This is a genomic window from Bradyrhizobium sp. HKCCYLRH1034, assembly GCF_051168375.1.
In the GTDB taxonomy this organism is placed as follows: domain Bacteria; phylum Pseudomonadota; class Alphaproteobacteria; order Rhizobiales; family Xanthobacteraceae; genus Bradyrhizobium.
The window spans coordinates 535394-550380 of the sequence record NZ_JBNPUW010000002.1; the positions used below are offsets into that span (position 1 = coordinate 535394).

Annotated in this window: 16 protein-coding genes; 9 read left to right on the forward strand and 7 right to left on the reverse strand. The window is 66.1% G+C overall.

Features of this window, described 5'->3' with window-relative positions; all coding sequences use genetic code 11:
• Nucleotides 1-5: 5 nt before the first annotated feature.
• From modA to ACQR0W_RS06285, 3 genes are all read right to left on the reverse strand, one after another.
• Nucleotides 6-773 (reverse strand): molybdate ABC transporter substrate-binding protein, encoded by a 768-nt coding sequence (gene modA / locus ACQR0W_RS06275; protein WP_316171719.1) that lies wholly within the window; start codon nt 771-773, stop codon nt 6-8.
• A 259-nt stretch (nt 774-1032) separates the two neighbouring features.
• Nucleotides 1033-2598: an amidase family protein gene (locus tag ACQR0W_RS06280; RefSeq protein ID WP_316171720.1), complete on the reverse strand. Its 1566-nt coding sequence runs from the start codon at nt 2596-2598 to the stop codon at nt 1033-1035.
• A gap of 25 nt (nt 2599-2623) precedes the next feature.
• Entirely contained in the window at nt 2624-4042 is a 1419-nt protein-coding gene (locus ACQR0W_RS06285) for a M20 family metallopeptidase (RefSeq protein ID WP_316171721.1), read from the reverse strand.
• Nucleotides 4043-4340: 298 nt separating this feature from the next.
• On the opposite strand from ACQR0W_RS06285, the gene ACQR0W_RS06290 reads away from it, so the two are divergent.
• A complete protein-coding gene (locus tag ACQR0W_RS06290) occupies nt 4341-4586 on the forward strand; it encodes a hypothetical protein (RefSeq protein WP_315717765.1) in 246 nt (81 codons plus the stop codon).
• Nucleotides 4587-4592: 6 nt separating this feature from the next.
• Here ACQR0W_RS06290 and ACQR0W_RS06295 read toward each other — a convergent pair whose 3' ends face one another.
• Together ACQR0W_RS06295 and ACQR0W_RS06300 are read right to left on the reverse strand one after the other, a co-directional pair.
• Entirely contained in the window at nt 4593-4781 is a 189-nt protein-coding gene (locus tag ACQR0W_RS06295) for a hypothetical protein (protein ID WP_172112235.1), read from the reverse strand.
• Between the two features lie 53 nt (nt 4782-4834).
• Complete coding sequence (locus ACQR0W_RS06300) at nt 4835-4990, reverse strand: hypothetical protein (RefSeq protein WP_315717764.1); 156 nt, start codon at nt 4988-4990, stop codon at nt 4835-4837.
• Between the two features lie 115 nt (nt 4991-5105).
• Between ACQR0W_RS06300 and ACQR0W_RS06305 the strand changes: the two genes are divergently transcribed.
• From ACQR0W_RS06305 to ACQR0W_RS06330, 6 genes are all read left to right on the forward strand, one after another.
• Nucleotides 5106-5684, forward strand: coding sequence for a cytochrome c oxidase subunit 3 family protein (locus ACQR0W_RS06305; RefSeq protein WP_316171722.1), 579 nt, complete (start codon nt 5106-5108; stop codon nt 5682-5684).
• A gap of 3 nt (nt 5685-5687) precedes the next feature.
• Complete coding sequence (locus tag ACQR0W_RS06310; protein WP_315717762.1) at nt 5688-5951, forward strand: cytochrome C oxidase subunit IV family protein; 264 nt, start codon at nt 5688-5690, stop codon at nt 5949-5951.
• A gap of 101 nt (nt 5952-6052) precedes the next feature.
• Nucleotides 6053-6505 (forward strand): c-type cytochrome, encoded by a 453-nt coding sequence (locus tag ACQR0W_RS06315; protein WP_315717761.1) that lies wholly within the window; start codon nt 6053-6055, stop codon nt 6503-6505.
• A 35-nt stretch (nt 6506-6540) separates the two neighbouring features.
• Complete coding sequence (locus ACQR0W_RS06320; protein WP_315717760.1) at nt 6541-7887, forward strand: cbb3-type cytochrome c oxidase subunit I; 1347 nt, start codon at nt 6541-6543, stop codon at nt 7885-7887.
• A gap of 59 nt (nt 7888-7946) precedes the next feature.
• A complete protein-coding gene (locus tag ACQR0W_RS06325) occupies nt 7947-8756 on the forward strand; it encodes a CbbQ/NirQ/NorQ/GpvN family protein (RefSeq protein WP_315717759.1) in 810 nt (269 codons plus the stop codon).
• A 3-nt stretch (nt 8757-8759) separates the two neighbouring features.
• Complete coding sequence (locus ACQR0W_RS06330; protein ID WP_316171723.1) at nt 8760-10673, forward strand: nitric oxide reductase activation protein NorD; 1914 nt, start codon at nt 8760-8762, stop codon at nt 10671-10673.
• 67 nt (nt 10674-10740) lie between these two features.
• Here ACQR0W_RS06330 and ACQR0W_RS06335 read toward each other — a convergent pair whose 3' ends face one another.
• Nucleotides 10741-11175, reverse strand: a complete 435-nt coding sequence (locus tag ACQR0W_RS06335) for a DUF2267 domain-containing protein (protein WP_315750299.1) — start codon at nt 11173-11175, stop codon at nt 10741-10743.
• A gap of 1255 nt (nt 11176-12430) precedes the next feature.
• Here ACQR0W_RS06335 and ACQR0W_RS06340 point away from each other — a divergent pair.
• Nucleotides 12431-12673, forward strand: a complete 243-nt coding sequence (locus ACQR0W_RS06340) for a hypothetical protein (RefSeq protein WP_315717756.1) — start codon at nt 12431-12433, stop codon at nt 12671-12673.
• Nucleotides 12674-12976: 303 nt separating this feature from the next.
• Nucleotides 12977-13771: a creatininase family protein gene (locus ACQR0W_RS06345; protein WP_316171724.1), complete on the forward strand. Its 795-nt coding sequence runs from the start codon at nt 12977-12979 to the stop codon at nt 13769-13771.
• A 103-nt stretch (nt 13772-13874) separates the two neighbouring features.
• Here ACQR0W_RS06345 and ACQR0W_RS06350 read toward each other — a convergent pair whose 3' ends face one another.
• Nucleotides 13875-14813: a LysR family transcriptional regulator gene (locus ACQR0W_RS06350; RefSeq protein ID WP_316171725.1), complete on the reverse strand. Its 939-nt coding sequence runs from the start codon at nt 14811-14813 to the stop codon at nt 13875-13877.
• Nucleotides 14814-14987 lie beyond the last annotated feature (174 nt).

Consider the following 14987-nt stretch of genomic DNA (forward strand, 5'->3'; position numbering starts at 1 on the left):
AGCGCTCAGCTGCCGGACTTCGGGTCCAGAGCATAGCCGAACTTCTCGATGACCGCACGGGCTTCCGGAGTCTTGAGGAAGGTCAGGAACGCGGTCGCCGCCTCGTTGCCGGCGGATGCCTTCAGCAGCACGGCATCCTGACGGATCTCGCTGTAGAGGTTCTGCGGCACCAGCCAGCGCGAGCCGCCCGCATTCGGCATCAGCTGCGACAGTGCGACGAAGCCGACCTCGGCATTGCCGGTATCGACGAACTGGAATGCCTGCGAGATCGTGTTGCCCTGCACGATCTTGGGCTTGATCGTCTCATAGAGATTGAGCGCCTTCAGCGTCTCCACTGCAGCCGCGCCATAGGGCGCGGCGGCGGGATTGGCGATCGACAGCTTGTTGAACGCGTTCGCCTTCAGCGTTTCCTCGCCTCTCACCGCGTTCGGGTCCTTGCTCCACAGAACGAGCTTGCCGATCGCGTAGGTGAAACGGCTCCCGGCGACGCCGAGGCCCTCGTCGACCAGCTTCTTCGGCCGTTCGTCGTCGGCGGAGAGCAGGATCGCGAACGGCGCGTTCTCCTTGATCTGGGTGTAGAACTGTCCGGACGCGCCGAAGCTCAGCACCAATTCGTGTCCCGTCTTGGCCTTGAACAGACCGGCGATCTCCTTGGCCGGCTCGGTGAAGTTGGCGGCCACGGCGATGTTGGCGCTCCCGGCGAGCGCATTTGCGCCAGTCAGGAGAGCGGCAGCCGCGCACAGAGCAGCGGCGACGAAGCGCATCGATCTCATCACAATTGTCCTCGTTCATATCGCAGAGACGGGTTCGCTTCGGTGAATTGCAAGTCCCGTTCCGGCGCAGCGCCCGTACCGATGCCGTGCTATATTCATTCGTATACATCAAAATAGACAGGTCGGCGACGTCCCGTCAACCCGAGGGGCTCCTCGGGCAAACGCGATGGGCGTCAGTGTTCGACTTTCGACAATCGAGGCTGAAGCGATGTCGGAAACATGACGGCCCGAGAGCCGGGATTCTCGGGCCGTCGCGAGACTAAGCCATCCGCTCCCAGAGCTGCCGCACCAGCATGCCCGCACGCTTCTCGATCGCCGCGGCGGCATCGAGCGCGAGATCCTCGCGATAGCGGCCGGCGATCAGCTGCACGCCGATCGGCTGGCCATTGTGAACCGCCACCGGCACCACCGCGCCGGGCAGCCCGAGCACGTTGATGGCCGAGATGAAGCGGATCTCGTTGAAGAAGATTTCGCGCACGCGCTCCGGGCTTACCGTGTCCTCGCGCGGGCCTGGCGTCGGCTTGACCGTCGTCGGCGTCAGCACCACCGGATAATCCTCGAAGAACAGCTGCCAGGCGCGGATATGGGTGGAGCGCTGCGCCGTCGCGTTCATCCAGCCCGCGAGGTCGAGGATCTCGGCCTTGGCCCGCATCCCGCCCCACGCCTTGTGGAAGTCTTCCGAGGTGACGGCCAGCATCTTGGCCTCCTGCATCACGACGACCTCGGTGGTGATGACGTCGCACCAGGTCTGCCAGACGCCGGAGATGTCGGGGACCTCGACCTCGCTGACCCGGTAGCCGGAGCGCTCCAGATGATCCGCGGCCTGCCGGAGCGCGGCCTGCACCGAGGGATCGACGTCCATGTCATCGGGGATATTGGCGAGCGCGACCTTGATCGGCCGCTTGGGCTTCTCGCCCTCGAGCGGGGCCGGCACCCACCAGGGATCGCGCGGATCGCGCCGGCTCATCACCTCCAGCGCCAGCCTGACGTCGGCGACGCTACGCGCCAGCGGGCCCTGCGACGACATCAGATGCGCCAGCATCGGCCGCTCGGCCGCGGCGCTTTCGTTGTAGGCCGGGATGCGCCCCTGCGTCGGCTTGATCGTGACAACGCCGTTGCAATGCGCCGGCCAGCGCAGCGAGCCGCCGATGTCGTTGCCATGCGCGATGGTGCCGATACCGGCGGCGACCGCAGCTCCAGCGCCGCCCGACGAGCCGCCGCAGGTGATCTCGGGATCCCACGGGTTCAAGGTCAGTCCGTGCAGCGGGTTGTCGGTGAAGCCGCGGAATGAGAATTCCGGCGTGTTGGTGAGGCCGAGCACGATCGCGCCCGCGTTCTTGAGGTTGCGCACGACGGGCGCGTCCGACGGCGCGATGATCCCCATCTGCGCCGGAACGCCGTTGGGGTTTGGCCGTCCCTGGTAGTCGACGTTCTCCTTGATGGTGACGGGCACGCCATGCAGCAGGCCGTCCTTGTTGCGCGCCTTGTCCGCGGTGCGCGCAGCTTTCAATGCTTCTTCGGACAGATCGACGACGACCGCATTCAGCTTCGGATTGACCTCATGCATGCGCGCGATGTGCGCCTCGGTCACCTCGACCGAGGAGACCGCGCCCGAGCGGATCGCAGCGGCGGTGTCGAGCGCCGACCACTGCCAAACCGGTCCTCTCGGCAGCCGCGGCTTCGGCGCGGTGGCCCTCGCCTGTGGTCTGGCCTGCGGCTTCGCCTTTGCGGGCTTCCGGTTGGCCGTGGCGCGCGCGGCCACGCGCTTCTGAGCCGGCTTGGCGGTCTTCGCCGCCGGCTTCTTCCTTGTCGCTGTTTTCGCCATCGTGTTCCCCCCCCCAGTGTATCTCTCAAACGACCGACATGGTCAGCGGCGGCTCGACCTCGGCGGGCAGCGGGCTGACATAGGGCGTGCGCAGCGTCCGCTTCTTCAGGTCGGCCTTGGCGGCTGCGATCAGCGCCGGCTCATTGAGCGCCTTGATGCCGAGACCGGCCATCGCCTTGGCGGCCTGCACCATCGCCTTGTGCGCGGCCGGCGTCTTGCCTTGCGCAACGACCTGCCAGGTGTGGAACGGCGTGCCGATCGCCACCGTCGGCGCGTGCACCTGCACCGTTGGCACCACCCAGCTGACGTCGCCGACATCGGTCGAGCCGATCTGCGGATTGCGCTTGGCGTTCAGCGGCACCAGGAAGTCGGCCAGCGGCTTGTCGGTCGGGTCCATGCCGATGCTGTAGTAGACGGATTCGATGTCCTTGTCGGTCAGGGTCGCCTGGATCTGACCGGCGAAATCCTTGTCGCTCGCGTCGAAATGCGGCGGCCCGAGCTCCTCCATGATCCCGTGCAGCGCCTCTTCGAGCGGCGTGTTGGGCAGGATGTTGGAGACCGCCGAGATGATCTTCATCTCGACCCTGGTCTCGGTCATCATCGCGGCACCTTGCGCGATCTTGTGCACGCGCCCGACCAGCTCGTTCATGCCGGGCAGGTCGCGCGCGCGGATCGAGTAGCGGACGCGCGCATGCGCCTGCACGACGTTGGGCGCAATGCCGCCGGTGTCGAGCAGCGCGTAATGCACGCGGGCGTCGCTCGGCATGTGCTCGCGCATGTAGTTGACGCCGACATTCATCAGCTCCACCGCGTCGAGCGCGCTGCGGCCGAGATGCGGCGAGGCGGCCGCATGCGAGGTGCGTCCGGTGAAGATGAAGTCCGCGCGCGTGTTGGCGAGAGAGGGCGTCATCACCACTTCCCAGAAGCTCGACGGATGCCAGGTGATTGCGATGTCGGCATCCTCGAACGCGCCTGAGCGCACCATGAAGGCCTTTGCGGCGCCGCCTTCCTCGGCAGGGCAGCCGTAGTAGCGCACGCGTCCCGGAACCTTGTTGGCGGCGAGCCAGTCCTTCACGGCGGTTGCCGCGAGCAGCGCCGCCGAGCCCAGGAGATTGTGGCCGCAGCCATGGCCATGGCCGCCGGTCTCGATCGGACGATGTTCGGCGACGCCGGCCTCCTGGCTGAGGCCGGGCAGGGCGTCGTATTCGCCCATGAACGCGATGACCGGACCACCTTCGCCCCATTCGCCCATCAGCGCGGTCGGGATGCCCGCGACCTTTTCGATGATCCGAAAACCCTGGTGCTTCAACTCGGCGAGGTGTTCGGCGGACGAGCGGGCCTCGGTGTAGCAGACCTCGGGCGTGCTCCACACCCGGTCGCTGAGCTCGATGAAACGGGTCTTGATCGCGTCGACGCCGCGCCAGATCTCGCTGCGATTGTCCATCTCCGGTCCTTGTCCTCTGCTGCCGATAGGGAGCCGGTATGGTTATCAGCTAAGTTCCCAGACGCCTAGCGATCCGCCGCGAGAGCAGCCATGCGGCGCGCGGCAAGGCGCGGTGGAGCGCGCGTCATCCTTTGAGCAGATGATGCCGCGATTGGATGCAGCGCGATGCTTTCGGCGGCGCAGCGAGAAGGGTGGGGACGCCGTCCTCAAATTTCGGAACTGCCGCCGTGCGCCGTTACCGCACCCGTCCAGGAACGATCGTGGTCGCGTCCTGTTCTCGTGTCAGGAGTGCGCCGCCATGCGTGCAGGACCCATCACCATCATCGTCGCATTGCTGCTGATTCTCGCGGCCGCCGTCGTCTTCGCCTATCAGGGCATGACCCTGCCCGGCGATCCGATGCCGACCGAGGGCTGGATCGCGCTCACGCTCGGCGTGGTGTTTTCGCTCATCGTGGGGATCGGGCTGATGGTGCTGTTGTTCTACAGCAGCCGCAAGGGCTACGACGAGCCATCACAGTTCGGAGCTGATGATCATCGCGACTGAGACCGCTCAAGCCGGATGCGGCGGATGCTGTGTCCGCGGATGCCGGTCGTGAAGCAGCTTGGCGAGTTCGTGCCTCAGATCGTCGTGACCGCGCATCGCCGTCTCGAACAGCGCTTCCTGGATGTCGCGCGGCATGTCGCCCCAGACGCCGATGGCGGCGTTGCCGAGCAGCTCTGCGAACCGGTTGTCGTCCATGCGGCACCTCCGGACGATCTGACGCCCGAGGACGGCAAAGGTTCCAGGCGAGGTTATTGCGTGGTGAACAGGACAACCGCAATCGCAACGGAGAGCGCGATCGCGGACACGGTCCCCGTGGTCGACAGCACGCCCATGCGCCGCAGCGCCGCTGCAAACACGATGATGATCGGGGTGGCGGTGACGAGGCCGAGCTGCGCTTCGGTCATGGACATGCTCCTGATGTCGATCCGGTAGCGCATCCGGGCGCCGTGCTGTTTGTGCGCCGACAAAGAGCATGTCTGCCGCCCCGATTAGCTTTGCGACATCTGATCGGAGATGGCGGTGTCGGCACTCACATACGAACCGGAACCAACGGAGCGCTGGGGCGTGCTCGACGGGTTGCCGGGCGACCCCATGATGTGGGTCCTGATCCTCAGCGAGCTTGTCGCTTTCGGCCTGCTGCTCGGCGCCTTCGTCGTGGCGCGCGCAGTCAATCCAGTCGTGTTCGCAGCCGGGCAGGCCATGCTGGACGGACCTCTCGCCGCATTGAACACGATCGTGCTTGTGACGAGCGGGTGGGCTGCGGCGCGCGGGGCGGCGGCGGCGAGAGGCGCATCGCCGGCCACCGCACGGCGTTGGATCATGCTGGCGATCCTGCTCGGCGCGGCCTTCATTGCCGTCAAGCTGACCGAGTATGGCAGGGAGATTGCCGCCGGCGCAGGCCTGGAGACGTCGCCGTTCTTCACGCTCTATTTTCTGCTCACGGGCTTCCATCTGCTTCACGTCGTACTCGGGATGGTCATCCTCGGAATCGTCGGTCGTCATGCCGCGCCCAACAGCGTCGAGACCGGGACGGCGTTCTGGCACATGGTCGACCTGGTCTGGATCGTGATGTTCCCGATCCTCTATCTGGTGGGATGAGTCATGGTCCGCGATCGCCTCACGCTCGCCTGGCTTCAATTGCTGAGCTTCGCCGTCGCCACGCTCGCGGCCTCGCTGCTGCTGCCGAATCGCTGGCTCGCCGATGCCCTCGTGCTCGCGCTCGCATTGGCAAAGGGCAGGGTGATCGTGCTGGATTTTCTCGGCCTCCGCCATGCGCCCGCGCTGTGGCGCGGCCTGCTCGCATCGTGGCTCCTAGGCCTGGTTGCGCTCGCCGGGCTCGCGGTGGCGCTCCGCGCGCTGGTCTGACGGGCCATCGCCGTGCTGCTTGCGCCGCGACAAAGAGACTCCCGGCAGTGCCGGTAGATTGCCTTCACCATCGACCTTCACCAAAACGGAAAGGACGTGTCATGGCGGAACGCCTGACCAAGTCGGCCGCACGGAACGTCTTCTACGGCGGTTCGGCCTTCTTCTTTGCGATCTTCCTCGGGCTCACAGCGCACAGCCACTACTACATGGTCACGACCTCGACCAATGCGTCGACGCTGTCCGACGGAGTCGCTCGCGGCAAGCACGTCTGGGAGAGAAACTCCTGCATCAACTGCCATACCCTGCTCGGCGAGGGCGCCTATTTCGCGCCAGAGGTCGGCAATGTCTGGGACCGCTGGGGCGGGAGGCAGGACCCGGCCGCCGCGCGCGAGATGCTGAAATCCTGGATGCAGTCGCAACCCTCCGGTGCGCCCGGCCGCAGGCAGATGCCGCAGTTCAATCTGTCCGACCAGGAGCTCAACGACCTCGCCGACTTCCTGCAATGGACCGACACGATCAAGCGCCAGGACTGGCCGCCGAACAAGGCCGGCTGAGCCGGCTCCCGTCCCCGTCATGAGAGAGATCCGCGATGAGATATGAGACCCAGAAGGTCGCGATGCTGTATTTCTACGGCGCGCTGACGCTCTTCCTCGCCCAGGTCATCTTCGGCCTGCTCGCCGGCACCATCTACGTGCTGCCGAACACGCTGTCGGTCCTGCTTCCCTTCAACATCGTCCGCATGATCCACACCAACGCGCTGATCGTGTGGTCGCTGATCGGCTTCATGGGCGCCACCTACTTCCTGCTGCCCGAGGAGACCGAGACCGAGCTCTACAGCCCGCTGCTCGCCAAGATCCAGTTCTGGATGTTCTTCGGCGCCGCGGGTGCGGCCGTCGTCGGCTATCTCTTCCACTACCATGAGGGCCGTGAGTTCCTCGAGCAGCCCTTCATCATCAAGGTCGGCATCGTCGTCGTCTGCCTGATGTTCCTGTTCAACGTCACGATGACCGCCCTGAAGGGTCGCAAGACGACGGTGACCAACATCCTGCTGTTCGGTCTGTGGGGCGTCGCGATCTTCTTCCTGTTCGCGTTCTACAATCCGGCAAATCTCGCCGTCGACAAGATGTACTGGTGGTACATCGTCCATCTCTGGGTGGAGGGCGTCTGGGAGTTGATCATGGCCTCGATCCTGGCCTTCCTGATGATCAAGCTCAACGGCATCGACCGCGAGGTGGTGGAGAAGTGGCTCTACGTCATCATTGGCCTGGCGCTGTTCTCTGGCATCCTCGGCACCGGCCATCATTTCTACTGGATCGGCGCGCCCGGCTATTGGCAGTGGATCGGCTCGCTGTTCTCAACGCTCGAGGTCGCGCCGTTCTTCACCATGGTGATCTTCACGGTGCAGATGACGCTCAAGGCGGGACGCAAGCATCCGAATCGCGCCGCGCTGCTGTGGTCGGTCGGCTGCTCCGTCATGGCGTTCCTCGGCGCCGGCGTGTGGGGCTTCCTGCACACGCTGTCCAGCGTGAACTACTACACCCACGGCACCCAGGTGACCGCCGCGCACGGCCATCTCGCCTTCTTCGGCGCCTATGTGATGCTCAACCTCGCGGTCATGGCCTATGCGGTGCCGCAGCTGCGCCAGCGTGCGCCGTATAATCAGTGGCTCTCGATGGCGAGCTTCTGGATCATGTGCACGGCGATGATGACGATGACCTTTGCGCTGACCTTCGCCGGCATCATCCAGGTGCATCTGCAGCGCGTGCTCGGCCAGAGCTACATGGACGTGCAGGACCAGCTCGCGATGTTCTACTGGGTTCGGCTCGGCTCCGGTGTGTTCGTGGCGATCGCGGCGCTGATGTTCGTCTGGGCCGTGCTGGTGCCCGGCCGCGCCAAGCAGGCGATCATCCCCGGCGCCCTGCAGCCGGCGGAGTAAAACCCCGCAGGCGGCGGCTTCGATGCCGCCGCCTGCATCCCCCGATTCGGAGAGTGATCATGAAGCCCGCGCTGCACGCGATCGATACCGTCCTGTCGTTCCCCTCGTACACGCCGACCGGCAATGAATGCGCGCTGTTTGAGCATGCGTTCCGACATCGCCTACCGGTGCTGCTGAAGGGGCCGACCGGCTGCGGCAAGACCCGCTTCGTCGCGCACATGGCGGCGCGACTGGGCCTGCCGCTGCACACGGTCGCCTGTCACGACGACCTCACCGCCGCCGACCTCACCGGGCGATATCTGCTCAAGGGCGGTGACACCGTGTGGACCGACGGCCCGCTGACCCGCGCGGTGCGCGAGGGCGGCATCTGCTATCTCGACGAGGTCGTCGAGGCGCGGAAGGATGTGACCGTCGTGCTGCATCCTCTCACCGACGACCGCCGCATTCTTCCGCTGGAGCGCACCGGCGAGGAGCTGCTCGCGCCCGACGGCTTCATGCTGGTGGTGTCCTACAATCCGGGTTATCAGTCGCTGCACAAGGCGCTGAAGCCATCGACACGGCAGCGCTTCATCGCCATCGAATTCGGCTTCCTGCCCGCCGAGCAGGAGATCGCGGTGGTTGCCGCCGAGAGCGGGCTGGCGCCGGAGCGCGTTCGGCCGCTGGTGGCGCTCGCGCATCGGCTGCGCGCGCTGCAAGGCCATGACTTGGAGGAGGGCGTCTCGACGCGGCTCCTGGTCTATTGCGCGACGCTCGTCGCTGCCGGAGCATCCATCGCGGACGCCGTGCTCGCCGCGATGATCGAGCCGCTCACCGACGACGCCGACGTCAAGGCCGCGTTGCGCGAGGTCGCGCATGCCGTGATCGGGTGAGCCATGCTCGACTTCCTCGAACTGGAGGAGACCGTCGGCCGCGCCTGGCATCGCCTGGTCGGCACGACCTCGAGCTATCCGGTCCATCCGGATCAGGCCGTCGCCCTGAACGAGATCAGCGGCCGCATCGCCGTGATGTTCCGCGCGCTGGGCGGCGAGAGCGGCGTGCAGGTCGCCGGAGCCAAGGCGCGCAAATCGGGCCATCGGCTCGGCTGGCGCCAGCGCATTGGCCTCGGCGACGAATGCCTCGATCAGGCCGGGCGCGATGGCGCCACCGTGTTCCTGCCGGAGACCATCGCGCTGCTGCCGGGGCGCGCGCTCAATGCGCAGCTCTATCACTGGCTCGCGGCGTGGTTCGCGACCATGGCGGTCGAGCCGATCACGGAGCGCGATCCGCTGCGGCATGATCTGCTGGCGCTGCGCCGGGCCTGTGAGACGACCTCGCTGGTGCTGGCGCGCTTCCCTGGACTGGCGTGTCCGCATGCGCAACTCGCCGAAGCGCTGGCTGCGGCGCGGCCGCGGCGGCCGCTGCCTCGGCTCGAGCAGCAGGTCGAGCACATCGTCATGGCCCTGCTCGGCGCCGGCGCGCCGCCCAAGGGCGCGCTGTGGAATGCGGTCATCGCTGGCGGCGCGTTGCCGGAGGCCGCCCCGCCCGGCTATCGGCCGATGCTGCCGTGTCCGCTGTGGGGCGATTGCTGGAGCCGCGATGCCGTTGCCGCGGCGCGCGAGGACGACGAGACGCAGACGCCCGCAGAGCAGGAGGGGGCACCCGACACCCGCAAGCGCTTCGCACGGCGCGAGCGCGACGACACGGCCAAGCGCGATCCATTCATCCTCAACCGCTTCGAGAAGATCCTGGCGATGGCGGAGATGGTCAATGTCGATCGTCCGTCCGACGATACCGACGATGACGACGCCCGCAAGGCTGCCGACGATCTCGATGAGCTCGCGATCGCCAGGCGCAAGGGGCGTCCGGCGAGCAAGCTGAAGTTCGATCTCGACCTGCCGCCCGAGGCGGTGGACACGGCCCGGCTCGACAGCGGCCGGCTGTATCCCGAGTGGAATTATCGCAGCGGCGCCTATCTGCCGGACCATTGTCGCGTCGTGACCGGCGATGCCGCCGAGGCGGGCGAGGCGTGGTCTCCGGACGATGCGATGCGCCGGCGGATCCGCAGCGTGTGGCGCAGGTTCGAGACCTTGCGGCCGCGTCATGAGGTGATGCGCGCGCAGGCCGACGGCCACGACCTCGACATCGACGCGCTGGTGCGCGCGCGCAGCGATCTCAATGCCGGCCATGGCGGACTTGATCGCGTGCATCTGGCGATGCGCCCGCTCGCGCATGATCTCGCGGTGACTCTCCTGGTCGACGTGTCCCTATCGACCGATGCGTGGATCGACGGCGTGCGCGTTCTCGACGTCGAGAAGGAGGCGCTGCTGGTGCTGGCGCATGGGCTGTCGGCCTGCGGCGACAGCCACAGCATTCTCACCTTCACCTCGCGGCGCAACTCATGGGTCCGCCTGGAGACCGTGAAGGCATTCGACGAGCCGATGAGCGGGCGGGTCGAGCGCCGCATCGGCGCGCTCAGGCCCGGCTACTATACGCGTATCGGCACGGCGGTGCGTCATGCCGCCAGCCAGCTCGCCGAGCGATCCGAGCGCAAGCGCCTGCTGCTGGTGCTGACCGACGGCAAGCCGAACGACGTCGATCACTATGAGGGACGGTTCGCGATCGAGGACACGCGCAAGGCGGTGCAGGAAGCGCGGCGCGGCGGCGTCGCGGTGTTCGGCGTGACCATCGATGCGTCGGCGCAGTCGTATTTTCCCACCCTGTTCGGCCGCGGCGGCTACGCCATCGTCGGCAACATCAGGCGACTGCCCGCCGCGCTGCCGGCGCTGTACCGGCAGCTCGCGCATTGAAGGCGAGAGGCGCACTGCCGCCGTACCGACGACCGATACCGGCCAGCTGATCGAAGGGGTCCGGCCCTCAGGTCGCCGGCTCGCGCAGATTGCGCAGCGGCACCGGCAGGTGGCCCATCAGCTTGTCGAACTCGCCGGGATCGAGCTTCTCCCAGAGAATTTCGAAGATGCCGCGCGCAGCCGTGAGCGGATCGACCGGGAATTGCGGCGGCAGTTGGCGGAAGATGTCATCGACGAAATATTCGAGATGGCGGTCCTTGGTCGGGGTTGCCGCGTGGTGCCAGCCCTCGTAGTAGATCCCGCGAATGAGCATCGGCAACTGGGCGCCGAAATTCACGGCGACGGCCATCGGCATACGGTCGCGCAGCACATGCAGCACGGCACGCAGTGCATTGTAGGCCTGCTGCCGGCTCGCCAGCGCGAGGCGTTGCTCGATGGCCTTCAGCCAGATGTTGGTTTCCTGGACGGTGTGATCCAGGGCGGTCACGCCGGTCTCGCTCATGTGGTTCTCCATGATGACAAGTGCACAGGACCGTTCGAGGGACGCCGAACAAGGTAACGGCAAGGCCTGATTCGCTTGAACGCCTTGTCAGTAGGTGGTGCGTTCGGGCCGGTCATGTTGACCTGCATCAAATCACGATGTCGTGGTTGGACCGTGAGGTAAATGGCGGGTCAACGTCCCGCGCAGTCGTTTACGATCCCTCGCTGCCGCAGCGGCACCAGCGGTCGGCAAGCCCATCCGTCATCTTACGGGGATCGTCGTGGTCCCGTGCGCGGCACGTGGTCAGCAGTTCACACTGATAAACAGCCATCGACAGAATGTCTACAAATCAGCACGTCGCGATCTCGCGGCGCCTATCGCGCCCGAGTCTTGCTTGACGGAGCCCTCTTCAAGTGAGAGGGCGCAGGGAAGGCCGGGAGCTCGCCGCCCCCATGGCCCCCGTGCGGAAAGAATGCACGGGGCAGGAACCACAGGTTCGGCTGAGACATCCCGGCCTTCCCTGCGCGATAGTGTTACGGCTTATACGCATTCTCCCCGGTGAACGGGCTGTCTTGCCACCGTCACCCGCGCGAGGCTGAAACCTCGTCACGAGCTTGACGCCAGCGTCGCGGCGCCAGGACCATGCGACTTCGCCGTCCGCGCCGTGCCGTTCGTCCGCAGGCATGACACCCGCTGCGACACGTCGCGTCCATCGCATCCCGCACTCCACGTCTCGTGACGTTCGCGACACGCCCCTCTTCATGAGGCGGGATGCGCGGAAATGTCGTCCTGATTTGCCCGACGGTGCAAGCTGTTTATCTGCGGCAGACTGGCACGACGGGCAATTCGCGCATGGCGGTCATGCTGATTCGTTCGTCCGATGGCCCCGGGATTTTGCGTCTACCCGTGCTCAGTCGGAGAGCGCATCTCGAGTTGGAATCGGGCTGCTGCCTTGGGGGCGGCGCGAGGTGGGCGCTGCGGGCGCTGAGAGACGCGCGACCACGGCGCTCCTCGTTCGCGGTGGCGCGCATGATGGCGAGCGACCGGAACGTTCGCGTTGCAAGTCCGGAACTTGCGCGACTCGTTCGCGCCGAACATCCCGAGATCATCGCGGGCCGGCGCTGCGCCGTCAGGTTGAACCCGTAATCGCCCTGCTTGTGAAGAACACGTCTTCGCTTGCTCGTCGCGACAGACTCACCTTACATCGGAGTCGTCCGAGGCGGAGAGATCGCGCGCTCGACACCCCTTTCAACTCACGAATCGACGTCGGCTCGCAATGCTCAAGTCTGCCCAAGAGAAGTCTGTTCACAACAAGCCTGCTCAAGACAAATCCGGCAACGACCTTCCGCTGACCGGCTATGCCGTCGTGGTCGATGGTCAGATCAAGACCGAATTCAAGACCAAGGATGGCGCACACAACGGCGCGCATGACCTCAAGCGCCGGTTTCCGATGTTGCAGATCAGGGTGTACGACGCGGAGACGAAGCAGACCCACGACATCGAACTGACGCGGGCGTGAGACCGGCCTGCCGCGCGGGCCGTGGTGTTGTGAGGACGCAAGGCCGTTGCACCTTGTCGAGCCCGCAATCGCTGTCGATGTTTGAGTGCATGGAGAGCATGCTCCTGATGTAGCCGAGGGTGCGGTGTCGGTCGCCGCGTCCTCGCCCCTGTGGGAGAGGGCGCAGTATCGCGCAGGGGCGTGCGGTCTGAGGTGCACGCAGGCGACTGTCGGCCTGCGCGCCCGATACGCCGGGATGGGCTGTTGCGGTGGCTGCGTGATATGAGCCAATCTGCCTCATCTCCGACCATGCGAGCAGCCATCATGACCGAAACCGCCTGGAACAGACTTTCCGCCGCAGCGCTTCGCGCGCTCGCGGCCCGAGACGCGATCGTGCTGTTGCCGGTGGCCTCGACCGAGCAGCACGGCCCGCATCTGCCGACGGGAGTTGACGACTTCCTGTGCAGCGAGGTCTGCCGTCGCACCGCGCTGGAGCTGACTCCAGACCATCCCATCGTGGTCGCGCCGACCGTTTGGTGCGGGCTCGCCGACCATCACGTTCCGTTCGGTGGCACCTTCACCCTCGGTCTCTCCACCTACCACGCCGTGCTCAGAGACCTGTGCCGCTCGATTCTGAATGCCGGCTTCCGCCGCATCGTGATCGTCAACGGCCATGGCGGCAACATCCAGGCGCTGGCCACCCTCACCGGCGAACTGACGCGCGAGCTCAACGCGCCGATCGCGACGACGACCTATTTCATGGAAGGGCGGGAGACCATGGCCAAGGTCCTCGAGGATCAGGCGGGCGTGATGCATGCCTGCGAAGCCGAGACCTCGATGATGATGGCGGCTCATCCCGGCCTCGTCGACGCGGCGGGGCTCGACGCTGCCTTTGGGCCGAGCTTCGACATCATGGGCTCGCTGGTCCCGTCGCTGAAAATGTTCAGATCGTTCGCCGACATCACCACCTCCGGCGTCGCAGGCGATGCGCGCAAGGCATCTGCTGCAAAGGGCGAGAAGCTGCTCGCCGGCTGCGCGGCGGCGCTGGCGGCGCGATTGCGGGCGGGCGAGCCATGGTCCACTGCACCAATTCCGCCGCCAGCCGCAAGACGACAGTGACGCGGAGCATCATCCCGAGAAGCCCGTCGCAGGCGGGCGTTTCGGATGATGGGCCGCAAACGATACGTCCACGGGGTTGATGGACGCATGCCGATCGGCAAGCTCAGCCGCGCTGCGCGGAAGCGGCGAGGCTCGGAGCTCCGATCGCGTCGAGGCCGTCCGCAAGACTGCGGCTCGCGTTTCGCACCTCGCTGCGAAACGTCTTCGCCAGGTTCGACAGCGGCCGTGCCTCCGACCACAGCACATAGGCCGAGACTTTGGTGCTCGGCGTGAACGGCCGTACCACGAGATCATGCCCGCCCTGGCGCGGCGAGAATGGATCGACCACGGCGACGCCGACGCCGGTCGAAGCCAGCACGCAGGCCGTGTTGCAGTAACGCACTTCGACGGTCGGCTGGAAGTCGGCATCGGCTTGCCGGAAGCTCTCGCGCACCGCTTCGCCGAGGCGCGTGCCGCGTTCAAGGCCGATCAGCGGGAAGCCGGCGAGATCCCGCGCTGAAATCACGTCGCATTCGGCAAGCGGATGCCGGGCCGGCATCACGCACACCATCTCCCCGGTATGCACGACCTCATGGGCGATCCCGGGATGATCGGACAGTCCGAGCGCGAAGCCGAGCTCGGCGACGTTGCCGAGCACGCCCTCGATGATGCCTTCGTAGCGGCGCACGTCGAAGAACATCCGCGTCTGCGGCCGGCGCCGCAGGAAGCCTGACAAGGTCGGCGGGATGATGCTGTAGGCGAGCGGCGGCGTGGCGACGATCGACAGATGACCCGTCTTCTGCTCGCGCAGGTCACGCACGCGGTTTTCCAGCCGGGCGTGCAGGGTGAAGATCGCCTCGCTCTCCTCATAGAGCGTCATCGCCTCGGGTGTCGGGAACAGCCGGTTGTTGACGCGCTCGAACAGCGTGAAGCCGGCCTGCGCCTCCATCGCCTTCAGCGCATTGCTGATCGCAGGCTGCGACAGCGCGAGCTCCTCGGCGGCAGCGACCGTGGTGTGGTGGCGGATGACCGCCCGCAGGATCTCCAACTGGCGCAGGTTCATGGCATGGTCGCCCTATTAGCCCGGGTGATGGTCTCGGCCAAAATATCATAGACCGAGGTCGTCCCGACTGGTTGCAATTCCTGCGCCGGTTTCGCTTCATTGATGCTTCTCTTGCGCGTCGCAGAGGGCGGTGATGCCGCCTGCTGGAAAGGCATGACGCACAGATCGGAGGCA

What these genes read in the sequence shown, in the direction of transcription:
- ACQR0W_RS06310 (WP_315717762.1), top strand. Translation starts at nt 5,688, where the DNA reads ATGGTCCGCGATCGCCTCACGCTCGCCTGGCTTCAATTGCTGAGCTTC.
- ACQR0W_RS06350 (WP_316171725.1), bottom strand. Translation starts at nt 14,813, where the DNA reads ATGAACCTGCGCCAGTTGGAGATCCTGCGGGCGGTCATCCGCCACCAC.
- ACQR0W_RS06335 (WP_315750299.1), bottom strand. Translation starts at nt 11,175, where the DNA reads ATGAGCGAGACCGGCGTGACCGCCCTGGATCACACCGTCCAGGAAACC.
- ACQR0W_RS06320 (WP_315717760.1), top strand. Translation starts at nt 6,541, where the DNA reads ATGAGATATGAGACCCAGAAGGTCGCGATGCTGTATTTCTACGGCGCG.
- ACQR0W_RS06285 (WP_316171721.1), bottom strand. Translation starts at nt 4,042, where the DNA reads ATGGACAATCGCAGCGAGATCTGGCGCGGCGTCGACGCGATCAAGACC.
- ACQR0W_RS06315 (WP_315717761.1), top strand. Translation starts at nt 6,053, where the DNA reads ATGGCGGAACGCCTGACCAAGTCGGCCGCACGGAACGTCTTCTACGGC.
- modA (WP_316171719.1), bottom strand. Translation starts at nt 773, where the DNA reads ATGAGATCGATGCGCTTCGTCGCCGCTGCTCTGTGCGCGGCTGCCGCT.
- ACQR0W_RS06280 (WP_316171720.1), bottom strand. Translation starts at nt 2,598, where the DNA reads ATGGCGAAAACAGCGACAAGGAAGAAGCCGGCGGCGAAGACCGCCAAG.
- ACQR0W_RS06325 (WP_315717759.1), top strand. Translation starts at nt 7,947, where the DNA reads ATGAAGCCCGCGCTGCACGCGATCGATACCGTCCTGTCGTTCCCCTCG.
- ACQR0W_RS06345 (WP_316171724.1), top strand. Translation starts at nt 12,977, where the DNA reads ATGACCGAAACCGCCTGGAACAGACTTTCCGCCGCAGCGCTTCGCGCG.
- ACQR0W_RS06290 (WP_315717765.1), top strand. Translation starts at nt 4,341, where the DNA reads ATGCGTGCAGGACCCATCACCATCATCGTCGCATTGCTGCTGATTCTC.
- ACQR0W_RS06300 (WP_315717764.1), bottom strand. Translation starts at nt 4,990, where the DNA reads ATGACCGAAGCGCAGCTCGGCCTCGTCACCGCCACCCCGATCATCATC.
- ACQR0W_RS06295 (WP_172112235.1), bottom strand. Translation starts at nt 4,781, where the DNA reads ATGGACGACAACCGGTTCGCAGAGCTGCTCGGCAACGCCGCCATCGGC.
- ACQR0W_RS06340 (WP_315717756.1), top strand. Translation starts at nt 12,431, where the DNA reads ATGCTCAAGTCTGCCCAAGAGAAGTCTGTTCACAACAAGCCTGCTCAA.
- ACQR0W_RS06330 (WP_316171723.1), top strand. Translation starts at nt 8,760, where the DNA reads ATGCTCGACTTCCTCGAACTGGAGGAGACCGTCGGCCGCGCCTGGCAT.